Raw genomic sequence first — 16307 nt, forward strand, 5'->3', positions numbered from 1 at the left:
CGAGGCTTGCCCGCGAAGCTTTTGGCGTCCTCAAGGGCCCCTGCGCGGGCAAGCCTCGCTCACAGGGGGTGCGGTGTACGACATAGATGACCGAACACCCGGCAATGCGCGACAATGCCGGCCAGTTTCAGGAGTGAATCATGAGTGAAATGCTTGATACACCGGTAGACGGCACCCTCGACGCCACCGGCCTCAACTGCCCGGAACCAGTCATGATGCTGCACCAGCACATCCGTGACTTGGCACCCGGCGGCCTGCTCAAGGTGATCGCGACCGATCCCTCGACCCGTCGCGACATTCCCAAGTTCTGCGTGTTTCTCGACCACGAACTGGTCGCGCAGCACGAAGAGGCAGGCACCTACCTCTACTGGATCCGCAAAAAACTCGCTTAGCCCGCTGAATGACTGATGCGGATCCGCTTGCGTGCACTGCGCGTCAGGCGGATCGACAGCATCAGCGCCGCGCAGCTCAGACCCACGATCAAACCCTGCCACAGCCCGCTCGGGCCGCTCGGCGTGCCGAACCAGTCGGTCAGGCCCAAGGCGTAACCCACCGGCAAACCGATGCCCCAATAGGCGAACAGGGTCAGGATCATCGTCACCCGCGTGTCCTGATAACCGCGCAGGGCGCCGGCGGCGGTGACTTGAATCGCGTCGGAAAACTGGAACAGCGCCGAATACACAATCAACATCGCCGCCACTCGAATCACCGTCGGATCAGCCGTGTAGATCGTTGCAATGTGTTCGCGCAACAACAGCATCACGCTCGCCGAAATACAGGCATAAGCCAGCGCCGTGCCCATGCCGACACCGGCGGCGAAGCGGGCTTCGCGCGGCTCCTCGCGTCCGAGTGCCTGGCCGACCCGCACGGTCACGGCCATGCCAAGGGAATAAGGGATCATGAACACCAGCGAGCTGAAGTTCAGGGCGATCTGATGTCCGGCCACCACGGTGGCGCCGAGGCTGCCGATCAGCAGGGCGATTACCGCGAAGATGCTCGACTCGGCGAACACCGCGATACCGATCGGCAGGCCGATACCGAGCAGGCGTTTGATCACCGACCATTGCGGCCAGTCGAAACGGCTGAACAACTCACTCGACCGATACGCCGGCGCCCAGCGCTCCCAGCCGGCCATGCCCAATGCCATCACCCACATCACAATCGCTGTGGCCCAGCCGCACCCGACACCGCCCATGGCCGGCACACCGAAGTGGCCATAGATGAAGATGTAGTTCAGCGGAATATTCAGCGCCAGCCCACACAGACCGAGGACCATCGCCGGGCGTGTACGCCCCAGGCCGTCACTGAAACAACGCAACACATGGTAGAAGGCGACGGCGGGCAAGCCGCTGGCGATACCGTGCAGGTACTGCATGCAGGGGCCGATCAGCTCGGGATCGACCTTCATCATGTGCAGGATCGGTTCGGCGCTCAACAGCATGCCGGTCGCCATCAAACCCACCACGAAGGCCAGCCATAACGCCTGACGCACGATCGGGCCGATTTCGCTGTGGGTGCCGGCACCGAAGCGCTGGGCGACTTTCGGGGTGGTGGCCAGCAAGGTGCCGGTCATCAGCAGAAACACCGGAACCCAGATCGAGTTGCCGAGCGCCACGGCCGCCAGATCACGCGGGCCAACCCGTCCCGCCATCACGGCATCGACGAAGCCCATAGCGGTGGTCGCCAGTTGCGCGATCATGATCGGCAGCGCCAGGCCGAGCAGGTTTTTCAGCTCCAGGCGCACCCGGGCCGGGCGGGTGAGGGAAGTAGCGGCGGGGCGGTCAGTCACAGAATTCAAGAGCGAAACGTCCAAAGATTTTGATGCACGAGGCGGCGCATTCTACGCCTTGACGCAGTGGTCAGGAAAAGTGCTGTGTTAGCTATTTGTAATCATCGACCCGCTTTCATGCCGAGCATTATTGTGGCGAGGGAGCTTGCTCCCGCTGGGTCGCGCAGCGGCCCCCCCATTCAAGCGACCTGGTTTCAACAGGCACACCGCGTGCAAAGGTTTTGGGACTGCTGCGCAGTCCAGCGGGAGCAAGCTCCCTCGCCACAGGGTATGGAGTGACCTTAATGCCCGCTGGCCCACTACAGTCATCTCCGCCTACACTGCCAACCCGCCAAAGGAGCCTGCCATGCTGATTGTTGCCGACGAAAATATCCCGCTGCTCGATGCCTTCTTTGAAGGATTCGGCGAAATCCGCCGGGTACCGGGACGCTCCATCGACCGCGCCACCGTCGAACAGGCCGATGTGCTGCTGGTGCGCTCAGTGACCAACGTCAATCGCGCGTTGCTCGAAGGCAGCAAGGTGCGATTTGTCGGCACCTGCACCATCGGCACGGATCACCTGGATCTGGATTACTTTCAGCGGGCCGGCATCACCTGGTCCAGCGCGCCCGGCTGCAATGCCCGGGGCGTGGTCGACTACGTGCTCGGCAGTTTGCTGACCCTGGCCGAAATCGAAGGCGCTGACCTGACTCAGCGCACCTATGGCATCGTCGGTGCCGGTGAAGTGGGCGGCCGATTGGTCAAGGTTCTGCAAGGTCTGGGCTGGAACGTGCTGGTCTGCGATCCGCCAAGGCAAGCCGCAGAAGGTGGCGATTACGTCAGCCTTGAACAGATCATCGAGCAGTGCGACGTCATCAGTCTGCACACCCCTTTGAAGAAACACGGCGCACAGTCGACCTGGCATCTGTTCGATAAAAATTGTCTGAATCAACTCAAGCCTGGCACCTGGCTGATCAACGCCAGTCGTGGCCCAGTGATCGACAACGCCGCCCTGCGCCAGGTGTTGTTGCAACGCGAAGACCTGCAAGCGGTGCTCGACGTTTGGGAAGGCGAACCTGAAGTCGATGTCGCGCTGGCTGAACTCTGCGTGCTGGCAACGCCGCACATCGCCGGCTACAGCCTTGATGGCAAACAACGGGGGACGGCGCAGATCTATCAGGCGTATTGCGAATTCATCGGGCAACCGGCCCAGGTCAGCTTGAGCCATCTGCTGCCAGCGCCGTGGTTGTCGCACGTGACCCTGCACGCTGAGAGCGATCCCGCCTGGGCGCTGGCGATGCTGTGCCGCGGCGTGTACGACCCGCGCCGGGACGATGCAGATTTCCGTCGCAGTCTTGTAGGCAGCGTGAGCGAGCAGCGTGCGGCGTTTGATGCGTTGCGCAAAAACTATCCATCGCGCCGGGAGATTGATGGGTTGCAGGTGCGGGTCGAGGGGGATTCGCCTGAGTTGCTGAAGATTGTGGCGGCGCTGGGTGCAACGGCTGTCTAGAGATGGAGCTGGCCCTTTCGCGGGCAAGCCACGCTCCTACAGGGTTTGGGTGTTCGCTAAATAGGTGGACGACTCAAAACCTGTGGGAGCGTGGCTTGCCCGCGAATGGCTGCACCGCAATTCCCGGATAAGCACCCACAAAAAACCCGGCCATCAGGGCCGGGTCAAGAAGACGGTGGCTATATCACTTTTGTTCGGCAGGCTTGACCAATCGCTTATCCAGTTCGCTGCAGGCTTGCTGGATCATGTCTTCAGTGATCGGTACTTCGCGCCCATCCTTATCAATAATTGAGCAACCCAGAGACTGGTCTGGCTGTGTGCGGATCACTTGAATCTTGTCTTCGCTGCTGTTTTGCAAGGACATGGCCTGTCTCCTCATCAGGTTGTGTACCTACTTTAAAACCGCCAGGTGACCGGGCTGTGACAACTCCCTGCGATCTTTCCAGGGCGGCAACATCAGTCCACCAGAAATAGCGCAGTGTTGCCACCCGGACTTTAGACCAATAGCGTCTAGGCGATAGTCGTTGTGGTCATAATTAACCTGACTCATTGTGATTTACAGAGTTCCACCCCACTTAAGCGGTATAGGCTGGCCCCATCAATTGCGTACTGGATAACCCGATGCTCTCTGCCCGTCACCGCCGCGCGATTCGCCTGACCAGCCGTTTTCTTGCCCCTTATCGCTGGCCGGCCCTTGGCGCCTTGCTCGCGCTGATCATCACCGCCGGCATCACCTTGTCGATGGGGCAGGGCATTCGCTTGCTGGTGGATCAGGGATTCATGACCCAATCGGCGCATTTGCTCAACCAGACCATCGGCCTGTTCATGGTGCTGGTAGTCGGGCTGGCGATAGGCACCTTTGCGCGCTTTTATCTGGTGTCGTGGATCGGCGAGCGTGTGGTCGCGGACATCCGCAAGCAAGTGTTCAACCACCTGGTTTATCTGCATCCGGGGTTCTATGAGGACAATCGCAGCTCCGAGATCCAATCACGGCTGACCGCCGACACCACGTTGCTGCAATCAGTGATCGGTTCTTCGCTGTCGTTGTTCCTGCGCAATTTGCTGATGGTGATCGGCGGGATCGTCTTGCTGTTTATCACCAACCCCAAACTCACCAGCATCGTGGTCGTGGCGTTGCCGCTGGTGATCGCGCCGATCCTGATTTTCGGCCGTCGGGTACGCAGCTTGTCGCGCCTGAGTCAGGACCGGATTGCCGACATCGGCAGCTACGTCTCCGAAACCCTCGGCCAGATAAAAACCGTGCAGGCCTATAACCATCAAGTCCAGGACGAGCAACGCTTCGCCGTGACCGTGGAGGAGGCGTTCACCACGGCGCGCAAACGTATTTTCCAACGGGCCTGGCTGATTACGCTGGTGATCGTGCTGGTGCTGGGCGCGGTGGGCGTGATGCTGTGGGTCGGCGGGATGGACGTGATCGCCGGACGGATCTCGGCAGGTGAACTGGCGGCCTTCGTCTTCTACAGTCTGATCGTCGGCAGCGCCTTCGGCACATTGAGCGAAGTGATCGGGGAGTTGCAGCGAGCGGCGGGTGCGGCCGAGCGGATTGCCGAATTGCTGCGCTCGGAAAACATCATCCAGCCGCCAGCCTCAGGGTTGGTCACCTTGCCTGATCGGGTAGAAGGCAATCTGGTATTGCGCGATGTGCGCTTTTCCTACCCGTCGCGACAGGAAAGCTATGCCGTCGATGGCTTGAATCTGACCATCAATGCGGGCGAAACCCTCGCTCTGGTCGGCCCGTCCGGTGCCGGTAAATCCACCGTGTATGACCTGCTGCTGCGTTTTTACGATCCCGCCTCGGGACAGATCCTGCTGGATGGCGTGTCGCTGACCCAACTCGATCCGCTCGACCTGCGTCGCTGCTTCGCGTTGGTCTCGCAAAACCCGGCACTGTTCTTCGGCAGCATCGAAGAGAACATCCGCTACGGCAACCCGACGGCAACCCTGGCCCAGGTCCAGGAAGCGGCGAAAATCGCCTACGCTCACGACTTCATCGAGCAAATGCCCAATGGCTACCAGACCCACCTGGGCGACGGCGGCCTCGGGTTGTCCGGCGGCCAGCGCCAACGCCTGGCCATCGCACGGGCGCTGTTGGTGGACGCGCCGATCCTGTTGCTGGACGAAGCCACCAGCGCCCTCGACGCCCAAAGCGAACACCTGATCCAGCAAGCCCTGCCGAGCCTGATGAAAAACCGCACCACCCTGGTCATCGCCCACCGCTTGGCCACGGTAAAAAATGCCGACCGGATCGCGGTGATGGATCAGGGGAAGTTGGTGGCAATAGGGACGCATCAGGAATTGATTGCGAGCAATGCGCTGTATGCGCGGCTGGCGGCGTTGCAGTTTAGTGATGGGCACGAAGCGGCATGAATGAGAGCTGCTGAATGTGATCGGGTTCGGGCATTATGTCGGCCTCAGTTGCGAGCCTGGATGAGGATATGAGCCGTTATCAACCACCGTTGACCCTGACCACCAGAATGCTGGCGTTGATCGCCGGGATCAGCGAACAAATCGGTCAGCTGACGGCTGTGGACGAACGCTTGCAGACGCCTCAACTACGTCGTAGCAATCGAATTCGCACGATTCAGGCTTCCTTGGCGATCGAGAACAACACGCTCAGCATCGAGCAGGTGACTGCCGTTCTGGCAGGGCGACGGGTTCTTGGTCTGCCGCGAGAAATCCAGGAAGTGCGTAACGCTTTTGCGGCTTATGAAGCCATGCCTGAATGGCGGTCGAGCAACCGGGCCGACCTGCTGCGGGCGCATGAGTTGCTGATGGGCGGATTGATTGACGACTGTGGGCGGTTTCGCCAAGCCGGTGTCGGTATTTATCGTGGCGAAAAATTAGTCCACATGGCACCGCGGCCGAGTCGTGTTGCGCATTTGATGGACGATTTGCTGGCGTGGCTCAGCCATACGGATTGGCACCCATTGATCGTCAGCTGCGTCTTCCACTACGAGTTCGAGTTTATTCATCCCTTCGCCGACGGAAATGGGCGGATGGGGCGACTCTGGCAAACCTTGATACTCAGTCAGTGGCGGCCGGTGTTGGCTTATCTGCCAGTCGAAGCGGTGATTCGAGAGCAGCAAGACGCCTATTACGCTGCGTTGTCGACAGCCGATCAGATGGCTGAATCAACGCTTTTTGTCGAGTTCATGTTGCAGGCGTTGAGCGTTGCGCTTGGTGAGGCTGCCCAAAGCGAACCGGCGACCGACCAAGTAACCGACCAAGTAACCGACCAAGTAGCGAAACTGCTCATTGCCCTGCGTGGAAGCGCTCCACTCAGGGTTAACGATCTGATGGCTGAGGTCGGGCTGGCTCACAAGGCAACCTTTAGGGCTAACTATCTCAAGCCGGCATTAGCTGTCGGCTTCATTGAAATGACTGATCCCGATTCCCCTCGCAGTCCAGTTCAAAGGTATCGCCTGACCGAGCTTGGCGAACGGACGGCGGTGCGGTACTGATCAGCGTTTGAATATCATAAAAAATGCCCGCATTTTTCAATGCGGGCATTTTTTTTTGCGCGTCAAATCACGATCACTGATCGTCAAAGTACCGCTCATGCCAATCCACCAGCGGTTGTGGCGAGTTGAGTTTCTGTCCGTAGATCACCGAGTACGACAACACGTTCTGAACGTACTGACGGGTTTCGTCGAACGGGATGCTTTCCACCCACACGTCGAAGCTCAGGTGGTCCGCACCGCGCAGCCACTGGCGTACGCGGCCGGGGCCGGCATTGTAGGCGGCGGAGGCAAGGACGCGGTTGCCGTTGAACTGGCTGTGGACCTGGCTCAGGTAAGCGGCGCCGAGCTGGATGTTCTTGTCCGGGTCGAACACTTGCTGCGGCGAAGCCAGGGGGATGCTGAACTTGCGCGCGGTTTCCTTGGCGGTGCCGGGCATCAGCTGCATCAGGCCGCTGGCGCCGACGCCGGAACGGGCGTCGGCCATGAAGGCGCTTTCCTGGCGGGTAATGGCGAACACCCAGCTCGAGTTCAAACCGCGAACCTTGGCTTCACGCACCAGGGTCTCGCGGTGAGCCATCGGGAAGCGGATGTCCAGATCGTCCCAGTACTGCGCCTGGCTGATGGTGCGGATTGCCGGGAAATACCATTTCAGATCGTAGGCCAGTTTCGCCTGGGCGACCATTTCGTCACGGCTGAAGTGACGGCTGACGTGGTACCACTCGCGACGACCGTCGACGATCTGCCCGCGGGCGTGGAATTCAAGGGCGCGACGAATGCCCGGTGTGTTGCGCACTTTGTTCATCAGTGCCTGGCTCATCACCAACGGTTTGTTCATCAACGAATAAGGGGACTGCGAACGATCGGCGGCGAGGAAACCGTAGAAATCGCGCTCGCGGGCGAGGTTCTTGTACAGCGTCTGCACTTCCGGGTTCTGCGGCTGCGCCAGTTCCAGGCTGCGGGCTTGCCAGTAGCGCCAGCGGTTGGTGATCGCCAGATCCTGCGGCAAGCGACGGGTCAACTGATAGGCATCGTCCCAGCGGGCCAGACGCAACAGCAGGCGCAGACGCCATTCGGACACGGTGTTGTCGCGCAGTTCCGGGTCGTACTTGGTCATCACCTCCAGCGCGCGAGGGTCGAAACGTTTGGCGAGGGTCAAGCCGATTTCGCGGGCAATCGCCACTTTTTCATCGCGGGAGAAGTGCATGCTGCTGGCATAGCCGTCGAGCAGGTCCATGGCCTTGTCCGGGTCCTGGCGGGCCAGGCGGCGCAGGCCGAGGCTGACCACGTCGGACATCGGTTCGTCGGCTGGGGTGAAGCGCGACGGCTGGTTCAGCAGTTCAGGTTTCTGCGCCACATCCACCAGCAATCGACCGCGCGGGGCGAGGGTGGCCATACCGTTGACCAGGCTGTTGGCCAGTGGATAGTTGCGCGCCTGGGCGGCGAGCTTGGCGCGCTCCCAGCGTTTTTGTTCGGTCAGTTGACCTTCGGCGGCCCATTGCCCGAACAGCGCGTCGCAGGCGGCGGGCTGGGATTTGCCGGTCAGCCAGAGTTTGTTCGCGTTGGCGTAGCCTTCGGCTTTCTGGTTATGACTGATTTGGTACTGCGCGTTCAGGCAGTCCAGTTCGGTGAAATTGAGCTTGGGGTCGTAGTATTTGACGAAGGTCGCCCAGTCGCCGCGTTCGGCCAGCCAGCGCAGCCAGCGCAATTTCATCCAGTTGGCCTGAGGCAGGTCACCGTGTTCGGAGAGGAATTTTTCGATTTCGGCATTGCTGGCGGTTTTCAGCCGCGCGGTCAGCTCGTCGTAGGCCAGATAAGGCTCCAGTGGATAATCGCTGAGGGCCTGGCTGTAGCGAAAGTAAGGGCCGGTGTCGCCCTTGGCCAAGGCACGCTTGGCCTCATCGTAATATTGGCGCTGGGTGGACAGGTCCACCGCCTGGGCGGTTTGAACGGCAGCGGCAGAAAGAAGCAAGCAAGATAAAAAACTGAAGAGGCGACTGCGCATGAGACGTCCGGGCATAGAAATCACGACAAGTGCAGACTTAACCTGCACTGAATTATCTGTAGCTTAGCCTTTTGCCAGCAGCAGGCGAAAGCTTTGCCGGCCTCTCGGCACAAGTTCGCAACAATTGTCATGCAGAGTGCTTCGACATTGAAATTGCCGGCCTTCTGAAGCCTCAAGTCAGGTAGAATGCGCGCCCGGTTTTTGGAGAAGCTCATGACCCTGCTCAAATTCAGCGATGTGTCCCTTGCTTTCGGCGCTATGCCGTTGTTGGACAAGGTGTCCTGGCAGATCGCCCGTGGTGAGCGGGTGTGCATCATCGGCCGCAACGGCACTGGCAAGTCCAGCATGATGAAGCTCGTCAAGGGCGACCAGAAGCCCGACGAAGGCTCCGTTTGGCGCGCGCCCGGCCTCAAGATTGGCGAATTGCCGCAAGAATTGCCGGTAGCCGACGAGCGGACCGTGTTTGACGTCGTGGCTGAAGGCCTGGACGGTGTCGGAGAGCTGCTCGCGCAGTATCACCACCTGAGCCAGAACATCGTCACCGACGCCGACCTGGACAAGCTGATGCACGTCCAGCACGACCTCGAAGCCCGCGATGGCTGGCGTTTGCAGCAACTGGTCGACAGCACCTTGAGCCGTCTGCAGTTGCCCGCCGACAAGACCCTCGCCGAATTGTCCGGCGGCTGGCGCCGTCGCGTCCTGCTGGCCCAGGCCCTGGTTTCCGAACCGGACCTGCTGCTGCTCGACGAACCGACCAACCACCTGGACATCGGTGCAATCGCCTGGCTCGAAGAAGCGCTGAAGGATTTCCAGGGCGCCGTGCTGTTCATCACGCACGACCGTTCATTCCTGCAAAACCTCGCGACGCGCATTCTGGAACTGGATCGCGGCGGCCTGATCGACTGGAACGGCGACTACGCCAGTTTCCTGGTGCACAAAGAAGCCTCCCTGGCCGCTGAAGAAACTGCCAACGCGCTGTTCGACAAGAAGCTGGCCCAGGAAGAAGTCTGGATCCGTCAGGGCATCAAGGCCCGTCGTACCCGTAACGAAGGCCGCGTACGCGCATTGAAAGCCTTGCGCGTCGAGCGCAGCGAACGTCGCGAGCGTACCGGCAAGGCCAACATTCAGCTGGACACCGCTGACAAATCCGGCAAGCAGGTGATGGTCCTCGAGAACGTGAGCTTCGCTCACCCGGGTGGCCCGTTCCTGATCAAGGATTTCTCGATGGTCCTGACGCGCGGCGACCGTATCGGTCTGCTCGGCGCCAACGGTACCGGCAAGACCACGCTGCTGAAGCTGATGCTTAGCGGTCTGCAGCCTACCAGCGGCACAGTGGAAGAGGGGACGCGCATTGACGTTGCCTACTTCGACCAGTTGCGCCATCAGTTGGACCTGGAAAAGACCGTGATCGACAACGTGGCCGAAGGTCGCGACTTCATCGATATCGATGGTCAGAGCCGCCACGTGCTGAGCTACCTCGGCGACTTCCTGTTCAGCCCGCAGCGTGCCCGCACGCCGGTCAAGGCGCTGTCGGGTGGTGAGCGTGCTCGTCTGTTACTGGCCAAACTGTTCAGCAAGCCGGCGAACCTGCTGGTCCTCGATGAACCGACCAACGACCTCGATGTGGAAACCCTCGAGCTGCTGGAAGAGGTCTTGCTGACCTTCAACGGCACCGTGCTGATGGTCAGTCACGACCGGGCATTCCTCGACAACGTGGTCACCAGCACCCTGGTCTTCGAAGGTGAAGGCAAGGTGCGCGAATACGTCGGTGGTTACCAGGACTGGCTGCGTCAGGGCGGCTCGCCGCGTCTGCTGGGCGTGACCGAGAGCAAATCCGGCAAGGCCGACCTGACCTCTGCGGTCGTGACGGCGGATGCGGCGCCGGTTGCTGCGGCAGTCGAAGCGCCGGTGGCGAAGAAGAAGCTCAGCTACAAATTGCAGCGTGAGCTCGAGATGTTGCCGGCCCAGATCGAAGCCATGGAACAGCAGATCGCTGCCGTCGAGGCGCAGATGGCCGATGCCGGTTTCTACCAACGTCCTGCAGCCGAGACCGCTGCCGTGATTGCTCAGCTTGAGCAGTTGCAGGCTGAACTCGACGTGATGGTCGAGCGTTGGGCCGAGCTGGATGCCTGATTGATCCCGTAACAAAAAAGCCCGGCGCTCAGTGATGAGCGCCGGGCTTTTCGTATGGAATGCGATCTACAAGTTGCTATAGATCCCCTGTGGGAGCGAGCCTGCTCGCGATGAGGCCCTGTCAGTCGATATCAATGTTGACTGACAGGGCCTCATCGCGAGCAGGCTCGCTCCCACAGGGTACGGGTTGTCAGCTTTTGATCAGGCGCACCGCGAGCACATCGCATGGCGCACCGTGCAGCACGTCATTGGCCGTCGAGCCCAGCAGCAATGCCAGGCCGTGTCGGCCATGGCTGCCCACCACGATAAGGTCGCAGGTTTGTTCCTTGGCCAGGTGATGAATTTCCTGGCGTGGCTGGCCGTAGGTCAGGTGGCTGTATTCTTTGGTGAGTTCAGGATATTTCAGGATCAGTCGGTCCAGACGTTCCTTGGCCTGATCAAACTGCTGCTGTTGCAGTTGTGACAGGTCCATGGGGACGTCGCCGCCAAAGGCCATGGCCATCGGTTCGACGATGTGGACCAAGGATAATTTCGCGCCATTGCTCACTGAAAGCTCGCGAGCACGGTGGATTACAGGGTCGCACTCTTCGGTTAGATCTACAGCGACCAGAATATGGTGGTAGGGCATGAGGTGCTCCTCCTGAGGATTGCAATATTGGTAAGTATGGCTGGTTTCAAGCGCAATGGTTCCAAAGTGACTCAAAGCGCCCATCAAGAATCGGGAGTACAGATATGACGGTCTGGATAGTGGTGTCAATCCTGCTGGTGGTACTGAGTCCGCTGGCGTGGTTGCGGCCGTCCCGTGGACAGAGCGGACGTATGGCCTTGCGCATGGAAGCGCGGCGAATCGGCTTGGCCATGCAGCTTGCGCCCCAGGAGTGGCCGCACTGGCTGAGCCAGGAGCCGCCGAGCCCTTGCGCCCAGTACCATCGGCCACGTCGTGGCAATCAACCAGCGTGCTGGAGTTACTGGCAAAAGTCGCCGGGTGTGTGGGTGAACCAGTGGCAGGAGATTTGCGAAGATCGAGCGCTGCTCAATCATTTCGAAAAATTGCCAGCCAACGTCTACAAGGTTGAAGCGGACAAGCAGATGATCACTCTGTACTGGGGCGAGAAGGGCGAAGCGACGGTTTTGCAAGACATCGATGCGGTGCTGAAAGCGCTGGCATGATTCACGGACATTTCGCGCTGCAATGGCGCGAAACCTCCGACAGACAGGCAATAAAAAGCCCGACATCATCATCGGGCTGGGGTTGGCCAGGCAGGCCGGTAATTCTTTGTGGCGCAGATCTTACGCTTGGTGTTCGCCAAAAGTGTTCAATTTTTTTTCCGAATGTCCCGCCAGCGTAGCCTGTTAAACAAAGGCTGCAGTGAATTAGGGCGACTTTTCTAACTATTGATCCTATGAATGACTCCACATGCTTAGGCGTGTTGAAGATCTTCGCAGTACGGAAATGACCGGAAAGTCGCGTTTCAACCCGTATTTTGGGCGATTGACAATTGCCGGAAATTCCGTGAAGGTGACGTACCCAAATCAAACGGGCGTATGAATTGAGCGTTTGTATTTCAGACCGCTCCTACAGAATCCCGACTATCGCGTTGGCGGGTGTGCCGGGTGGATTGGCGTAGCATCGACGATAAGCGTCCCTGCCAAGCCATTCGCCTGCGTCCGACGTGTACTGTTCAGCTTCCATATCGTGGAGATCAGTTGATGATTTACGAAGGTAAAGCCATCACGGTTAAGGCTCTTGAAAGTGGCATCGTCGAATTGAAATTCGACCTCAAGGGTGAGTCCGTCAACAAGTTCAACCGTCTAACCCTGAACGAACTTCGTCAGGCCGTAGACACTATCAAGGCAGATGCTTCGATCAAGGGTGTGATCGTCAGCAGTGGCAAGGACGTCTTCATCGTCGGCGCCGACATCACCGAATTTGTCGAGAACTTCAAGCTGCCTGATGCAGAGCTTGTTGCTGGCAACTTGGAAGCCAACAAGATTTTCAGCGATTTCGAGGACCTCAACGTCCCGACTGTCGCCGCGATCAACGGCATCGCTCTGGGTGGCGGTCTGGAAATGTGCCTGGCGGCGGACTACCGCGTCATGTCCACCAAGGCCAAGATCGGTCTGCCGGAAGTCAAACTGGGCATCTACCCGGGCTTCGGCGGTACCGTGCGTCTGCCGCGCCTGATCGGTGCCGACAACGCCATCGAGTGGATTGCCGCCGGTAAGGAAAACCGTCCTGAAGACGCGCTGAAAGTAGGCGCCGTCGATGCAGTGGTTGCCCCTGAGAAACTGCAGGAAGCGGCCCTGGAGCTGATCAAGCGCGCCATCTCCGGCGAGTTTGACTACAAGGCCAAGCGTCAGCCGAAGCTGGAAAAGCTGAAACTGAACGCCATCGAACAAATGATGGCCTTCGAAACCGCCAAGGGTTTCGTGGCCGGTCAAGCCGGTCCGAACTATCCGGCACCGGTCGAAGCGATCAAGACCATCCAGAAAGCCGCGAACTTCGGTCGTGACAAGGCGCTGGAAATCGAAGCCGCCGGTTTCGTCAAACTGGCCAAGACCTCTGCCGCGCAGAGCTTGATCGGTCTGTTCCTGAACGATCAGGAGCTGAAGAAAAAGGCCAAGGCCTACGACGAAATCGCCAAGGACGTGAAGCAGGCTGCTGTATTGGGCGCCGGCATCATGGGTGGCGGCATCGCTTATCAGTCGGCCTCAAAAGGTACGCCGATCCTGATGAAGGACATCAACGAGCACGGCATCGAGCAGGGCCTGGCTGAAGCCGCCAAGCTGCTGGTCGGCCGCGTTGATAAAGGTCGCATGACCCCAGCGAAAATGGCTGAAGTGCTCAATGGCATTCGTCCGACCCTGTCCTACGGTGATTTCGGTCACGTTGACCTGGTCGTCGAAGCCGTCGTCGAGAACCCGAAGGTCAAGCAAGCCGTTCTGGCCGAAGTCGAAGACAAGGTCAAAGAGGACACCATCCTCGCGTCCAACACCTCGACCATTTCCATTACCTTGCTGGCCAAGGCCCTCAAGCGTCCGGAAAACTTCGTCGGCATGCACTTCTTCAACCCGGTGCACATGATGCCGCTGGTCGAAGTGATTCGTGGTGAGAAGTCCAGCGAACTGGCCGTTGCCACCACCGTTGCCTACGCCAAGAAAATGGGCAAGAACCCGATCGTCGTCAATGACTGCCCGGGCTTCCTGGTCAACCGCGTCCTGTTCCCGTACTTCGGCGGTTTCGCCAAGCTGGTCAGCGCCGGTGTGGACTTCGTCCGTATCGACAAGATCATGGAAAAATTCGGCTGGCCAATGGGCCCGGCGTACCTGATGGACGTGGTCGGCATCGACACCGGCCACCACGGTCGTGACGTGATGGCTGAGGGTTTCCCGGACCGCATGAAAGACGACCGTCGTTCGGCCATCGACGTGCTCTACGAAGCCAAGCGCCTGGGCCAGAAGAATGGCAAGGGTTTCTACGCTTACGAGACCGACAAGAAAGGCAAGCAAAAGAAAGTGGCCGATCCGTCGGTGCTGGAAGTGCTCAAGCCGATCGTTTACGAGCAGCGCGAAGTCACTGACGAAGACATCATCAACTGGATGATGATCCCGCTGTGCCTGGAAACCGTGCGTTGCCTGGAAGACGGCATTGTCGAAACCGCCGCCGAAGCCGACATGGGTCTGGTCTACGGTATTGGTTTCCCTCCATTCCGTGGCGGTGCGCTGCGCTACATCGATTCGATCGGTGTTGCCGAGTTCGTTGCCCTGGCTGACCAGTACGCTGATTTGGGCGCGCTGTACCACCCGACCGCAAAACTGCGTGAAATGGCCAAAACCGGCCAACGGTTCTTCGGTTAAGCGTCCCAACACTTGAGCGAGAGTGAAATTTTATGAGCTTGAATCCAAGAGACGTCGTGATTGTCGACTTCGGTCGTACTCCGATGGGCCGCTCCAAGGGCGGCATGCACCGCAACACCCGCGCCGAAGACATGTCGGCGCACCTGATCAGCAAATTGCTGGAGCGCAACGTCAAGGTTGATCCGAACGAAGTCGAAGACGTGATCTGGGGCTGCGTAAACCAGACCCTGGAGCAGGGCTGGAACATCGCGCGCATGGCGTCCCTGATGACGCAGATCCCGCACACCGCTGCCGGCCAGACCGTCAGCCGCCTGTGTGGTTCGTCGATGAGCGCGCTGCACACTGCCGCACAAGCGATCATGACGGGCAACGGTGACGTATTCGTCGTCGGCGGCGTCGAGCACATGGGTCACGTGAGCATGATGCACGGTGTCGATCCGAACCCGCACATGTCCCTGTACGCGGCGAAAGCCTCGGGCATGATGGGCCTGACCGCTGAAATGCTGGGCAAAATGCACGGCATCACTCGCGAACAACAGGACGCTTTCGGCGTGCGCTCCCACCAGCTCGCTCACAAGGCGACCCTGGAAGGCAAGTTCAAAGACGAAATCATCCCGATGCAGGGCTACGACGAGAACGGTTTCCTGAAACTGTTCGACTACGACGAAACCATTCGTCCGGAAACTACCCTGGAAAGCCTGGCAGCTCTGAAGCCAGCGTTTAATCCGAAGGGCGGCACCGTGACAGCCGGTACCTCGTCGCAGATCACCGATGGTGCTTCGTGCATGATCGTGATGTCGGCACAGCGTGCACAGGACCTGGGCATCCAGCCGCTGGCGGTTATCCGCTCGATGGCGGTGGCAGGTGTGGACCCGGCAATCATGGGCTATGGTCCAGTACCGGCCACTCAGAAAGCACTGAAACGTGCGGGCCTTGGCATTAACGATATCGACTTCTTCGAGCTCAACGAAGCTTTCGCTGCACAGGCCCTGCCAGTGCTGAAAGATCTGAAAGTGCTCGACAAGATGAACGAGAAGGTTAACCTGCACGGCGGCGCGATCGCCCTGGGTCACCCGTTCGGTTGCTCCGGTGCCCGTATCTCCGGCACTCTGCTGAACGTGATGAAGCAGAATGGCGGCACCTTCGGGGTAGCCACCATGTGCATTGGTCTCGGCCAAGGCATCTCCACCGTCTTCGAACGCGTTTAAGCGTTTCGTTGACGGAAGCCGGGGCCAAGTGCCCCGGTTTTTGTTTTTCTGAATTTATTTTTTGTTTTTATTTTTAAAAGATTTGAGTGAGGGCCAAACCATGCCGATACAACCTGGGCTCTACCAGCATTACAAAGGTCCGCAGTACCGCGTATTCAGCATCGCGCGGCATTCGGAAACCGAAGAAGAAGTGGTCTTCTACCAAGCCCTGTATGGCGATTACGGCTTTTGGGTGCGTCCCTTGAGCATGTTCCTGGAGTCGGTCGAGGTTGACGGCGAACAGGTACCGCGCTTTGCTTTGGTGCAAGCTGAACCGAGCCTTTTTTCGAAGCCATAAGCTGAGTGC

13 protein-coding genes are annotated in these 16307 nt (G+C 59.3%); 9 read left to right on the plus strand and 4 right to left on the minus strand.

The annotated features are described in order from the left end of the window. Nucleotides 1-140 precede the first annotated feature (140 nt). Complete coding sequence (gene tusA / locus ACA068_RS10405) at nt 141-392, plus strand: sulfurtransferase TusA (RefSeq protein ID WP_054054315.1); 252 nt, start codon at nt 141-143, stop codon at nt 390-392. On the opposite strand, the gene ACA068_RS10410 is transcribed toward tusA, so the two are convergent. After that, nucleotides 389-1798: an MATE family efflux transporter gene (locus tag ACA068_RS10410; protein ID WP_497309572.1), complete on the minus strand. Its 1410-nt coding sequence runs from the start codon at nt 1796-1798 to the stop codon at nt 389-391. The two genes, tusA and ACA068_RS10410, sit on opposite strands and share 4 nt — an antisense overlap. A 337-nt stretch (nt 1799-2135) precedes the next feature. Here ACA068_RS10410 and pdxB point away from each other — a divergent pair, with 337 nt between their 5' ends. Further along, nucleotides 2136-3278 carry a 4-phosphoerythronate dehydrogenase PdxB gene (pdxB, locus tag ACA068_RS10415; RefSeq protein WP_497309574.1) on the plus strand — a complete coding sequence of 381 codons (1143 nt, stop codon included), beginning with the start codon at nt 2136-2138 and terminating at the stop codon, nt 3276-3278. A gap of 184 nt (nt 3279-3462) precedes the next feature. On the opposite strand, the gene ACA068_RS10420 is transcribed toward pdxB, so the two are convergent. Beyond that, the gene (locus ACA068_RS10420) at nt 3463-3642 is read right to left on the minus strand and encodes a PA1571 family protein (protein WP_497309576.1); all 180 of its coding nucleotides are present in this window, start codon (nt 3640-3642) and stop codon (nt 3463-3465) included. A 257-nt stretch (nt 3643-3899) separates the two neighbouring features. Between ACA068_RS10420 and ACA068_RS10425 the strand changes: the two genes are divergently transcribed. Together ACA068_RS10425 and ACA068_RS10430 are read left to right on the plus strand one after the other, a co-directional pair. Next, the gene (locus tag ACA068_RS10425; RefSeq protein ID WP_497309578.1) at nt 3900-5666 is read left to right on the plus strand and encodes an ABC transporter transmembrane domain-containing protein; all 1767 of its coding nucleotides are present in this window, start codon (nt 3900-3902) and stop codon (nt 5664-5666) included. Between the two features lie 68 nt (nt 5667-5734). Next, entirely contained in the window at nt 5735-6760 is a 1026-nt protein-coding gene (locus ACA068_RS10430) for a Fic family protein (protein WP_497309580.1), read from the plus strand. Between the two features lie 73 nt (nt 6761-6833). On the opposite strand, the gene ACA068_RS10435 is transcribed toward ACA068_RS10430, so the two are convergent. Beyond that, complete coding sequence (locus tag ACA068_RS10435; protein WP_497309581.1) at nt 6834-8762, minus strand: transglycosylase SLT domain-containing protein; 1929 nt, start codon at nt 8760-8762, stop codon at nt 6834-6836. 213 nt (nt 8763-8975) lie between these two features. On the opposite strand from ACA068_RS10435, the gene ACA068_RS10440 reads away from it, so the two are divergent. Continuing rightward, complete coding sequence (locus ACA068_RS10440) at nt 8976-10895, plus strand: ATP-binding cassette domain-containing protein (RefSeq protein ID WP_497309582.1); 1920 nt, start codon at nt 8976-8978, stop codon at nt 10893-10895. Nucleotides 10896-11085: 190 nt separating this feature from the next. Here ACA068_RS10440 and ACA068_RS10445 read toward each other — a convergent pair whose 3' ends face one another. Continuing rightward, on the minus strand, nt 11086-11523 hold the full coding sequence (locus ACA068_RS10445) for a universal stress protein (RefSeq protein ID WP_094471516.1): 438 nt from the start codon (nt 11521-11523) through the stop codon (nt 11086-11088). Nucleotides 11524-11627: 104 nt separating this feature from the next. Here ACA068_RS10445 and ACA068_RS10450 point away from each other — a divergent pair, with 104 nt between their 5' ends. From ACA068_RS10450 to ACA068_RS10465, 4 genes are all read left to right on the plus strand, one after another. After that, on the plus strand, nt 11628-12065 hold the full coding sequence (locus ACA068_RS10450; protein ID WP_010456364.1) for a hypothetical protein: 438 nt from the start codon (nt 11628-11630) through the stop codon (nt 12063-12065). Nucleotides 12066-12605: 540 nt separating this feature from the next. After that, complete coding sequence (gene fadB / locus ACA068_RS10455) at nt 12606-14753, plus strand: fatty acid oxidation complex subunit alpha FadB (protein ID WP_461980602.1); 2148 nt, start codon at nt 12606-12608, stop codon at nt 14751-14753. A gap of 32 nt (nt 14754-14785) precedes the next feature. After that, nucleotides 14786-15961 (plus strand): acetyl-CoA C-acyltransferase FadA, encoded by a 1176-nt coding sequence (gene fadA / locus ACA068_RS10460; RefSeq protein ID WP_010456360.1) that lies wholly within the window; start codon nt 14786-14788, stop codon nt 15959-15961. A 100-nt stretch (nt 15962-16061) separates the two neighbouring features. Beyond that, nucleotides 16062-16298, plus strand: a complete 237-nt coding sequence (locus tag ACA068_RS10465) for a DUF1653 domain-containing protein (RefSeq protein ID WP_046047845.1) — start codon at nt 16062-16064, stop codon at nt 16296-16298. Nucleotides 16299-16307 lie beyond the last annotated feature (9 nt).

Source organism: Pseudomonas sp. LBUM1660 (genome assembly GCF_059695935.1).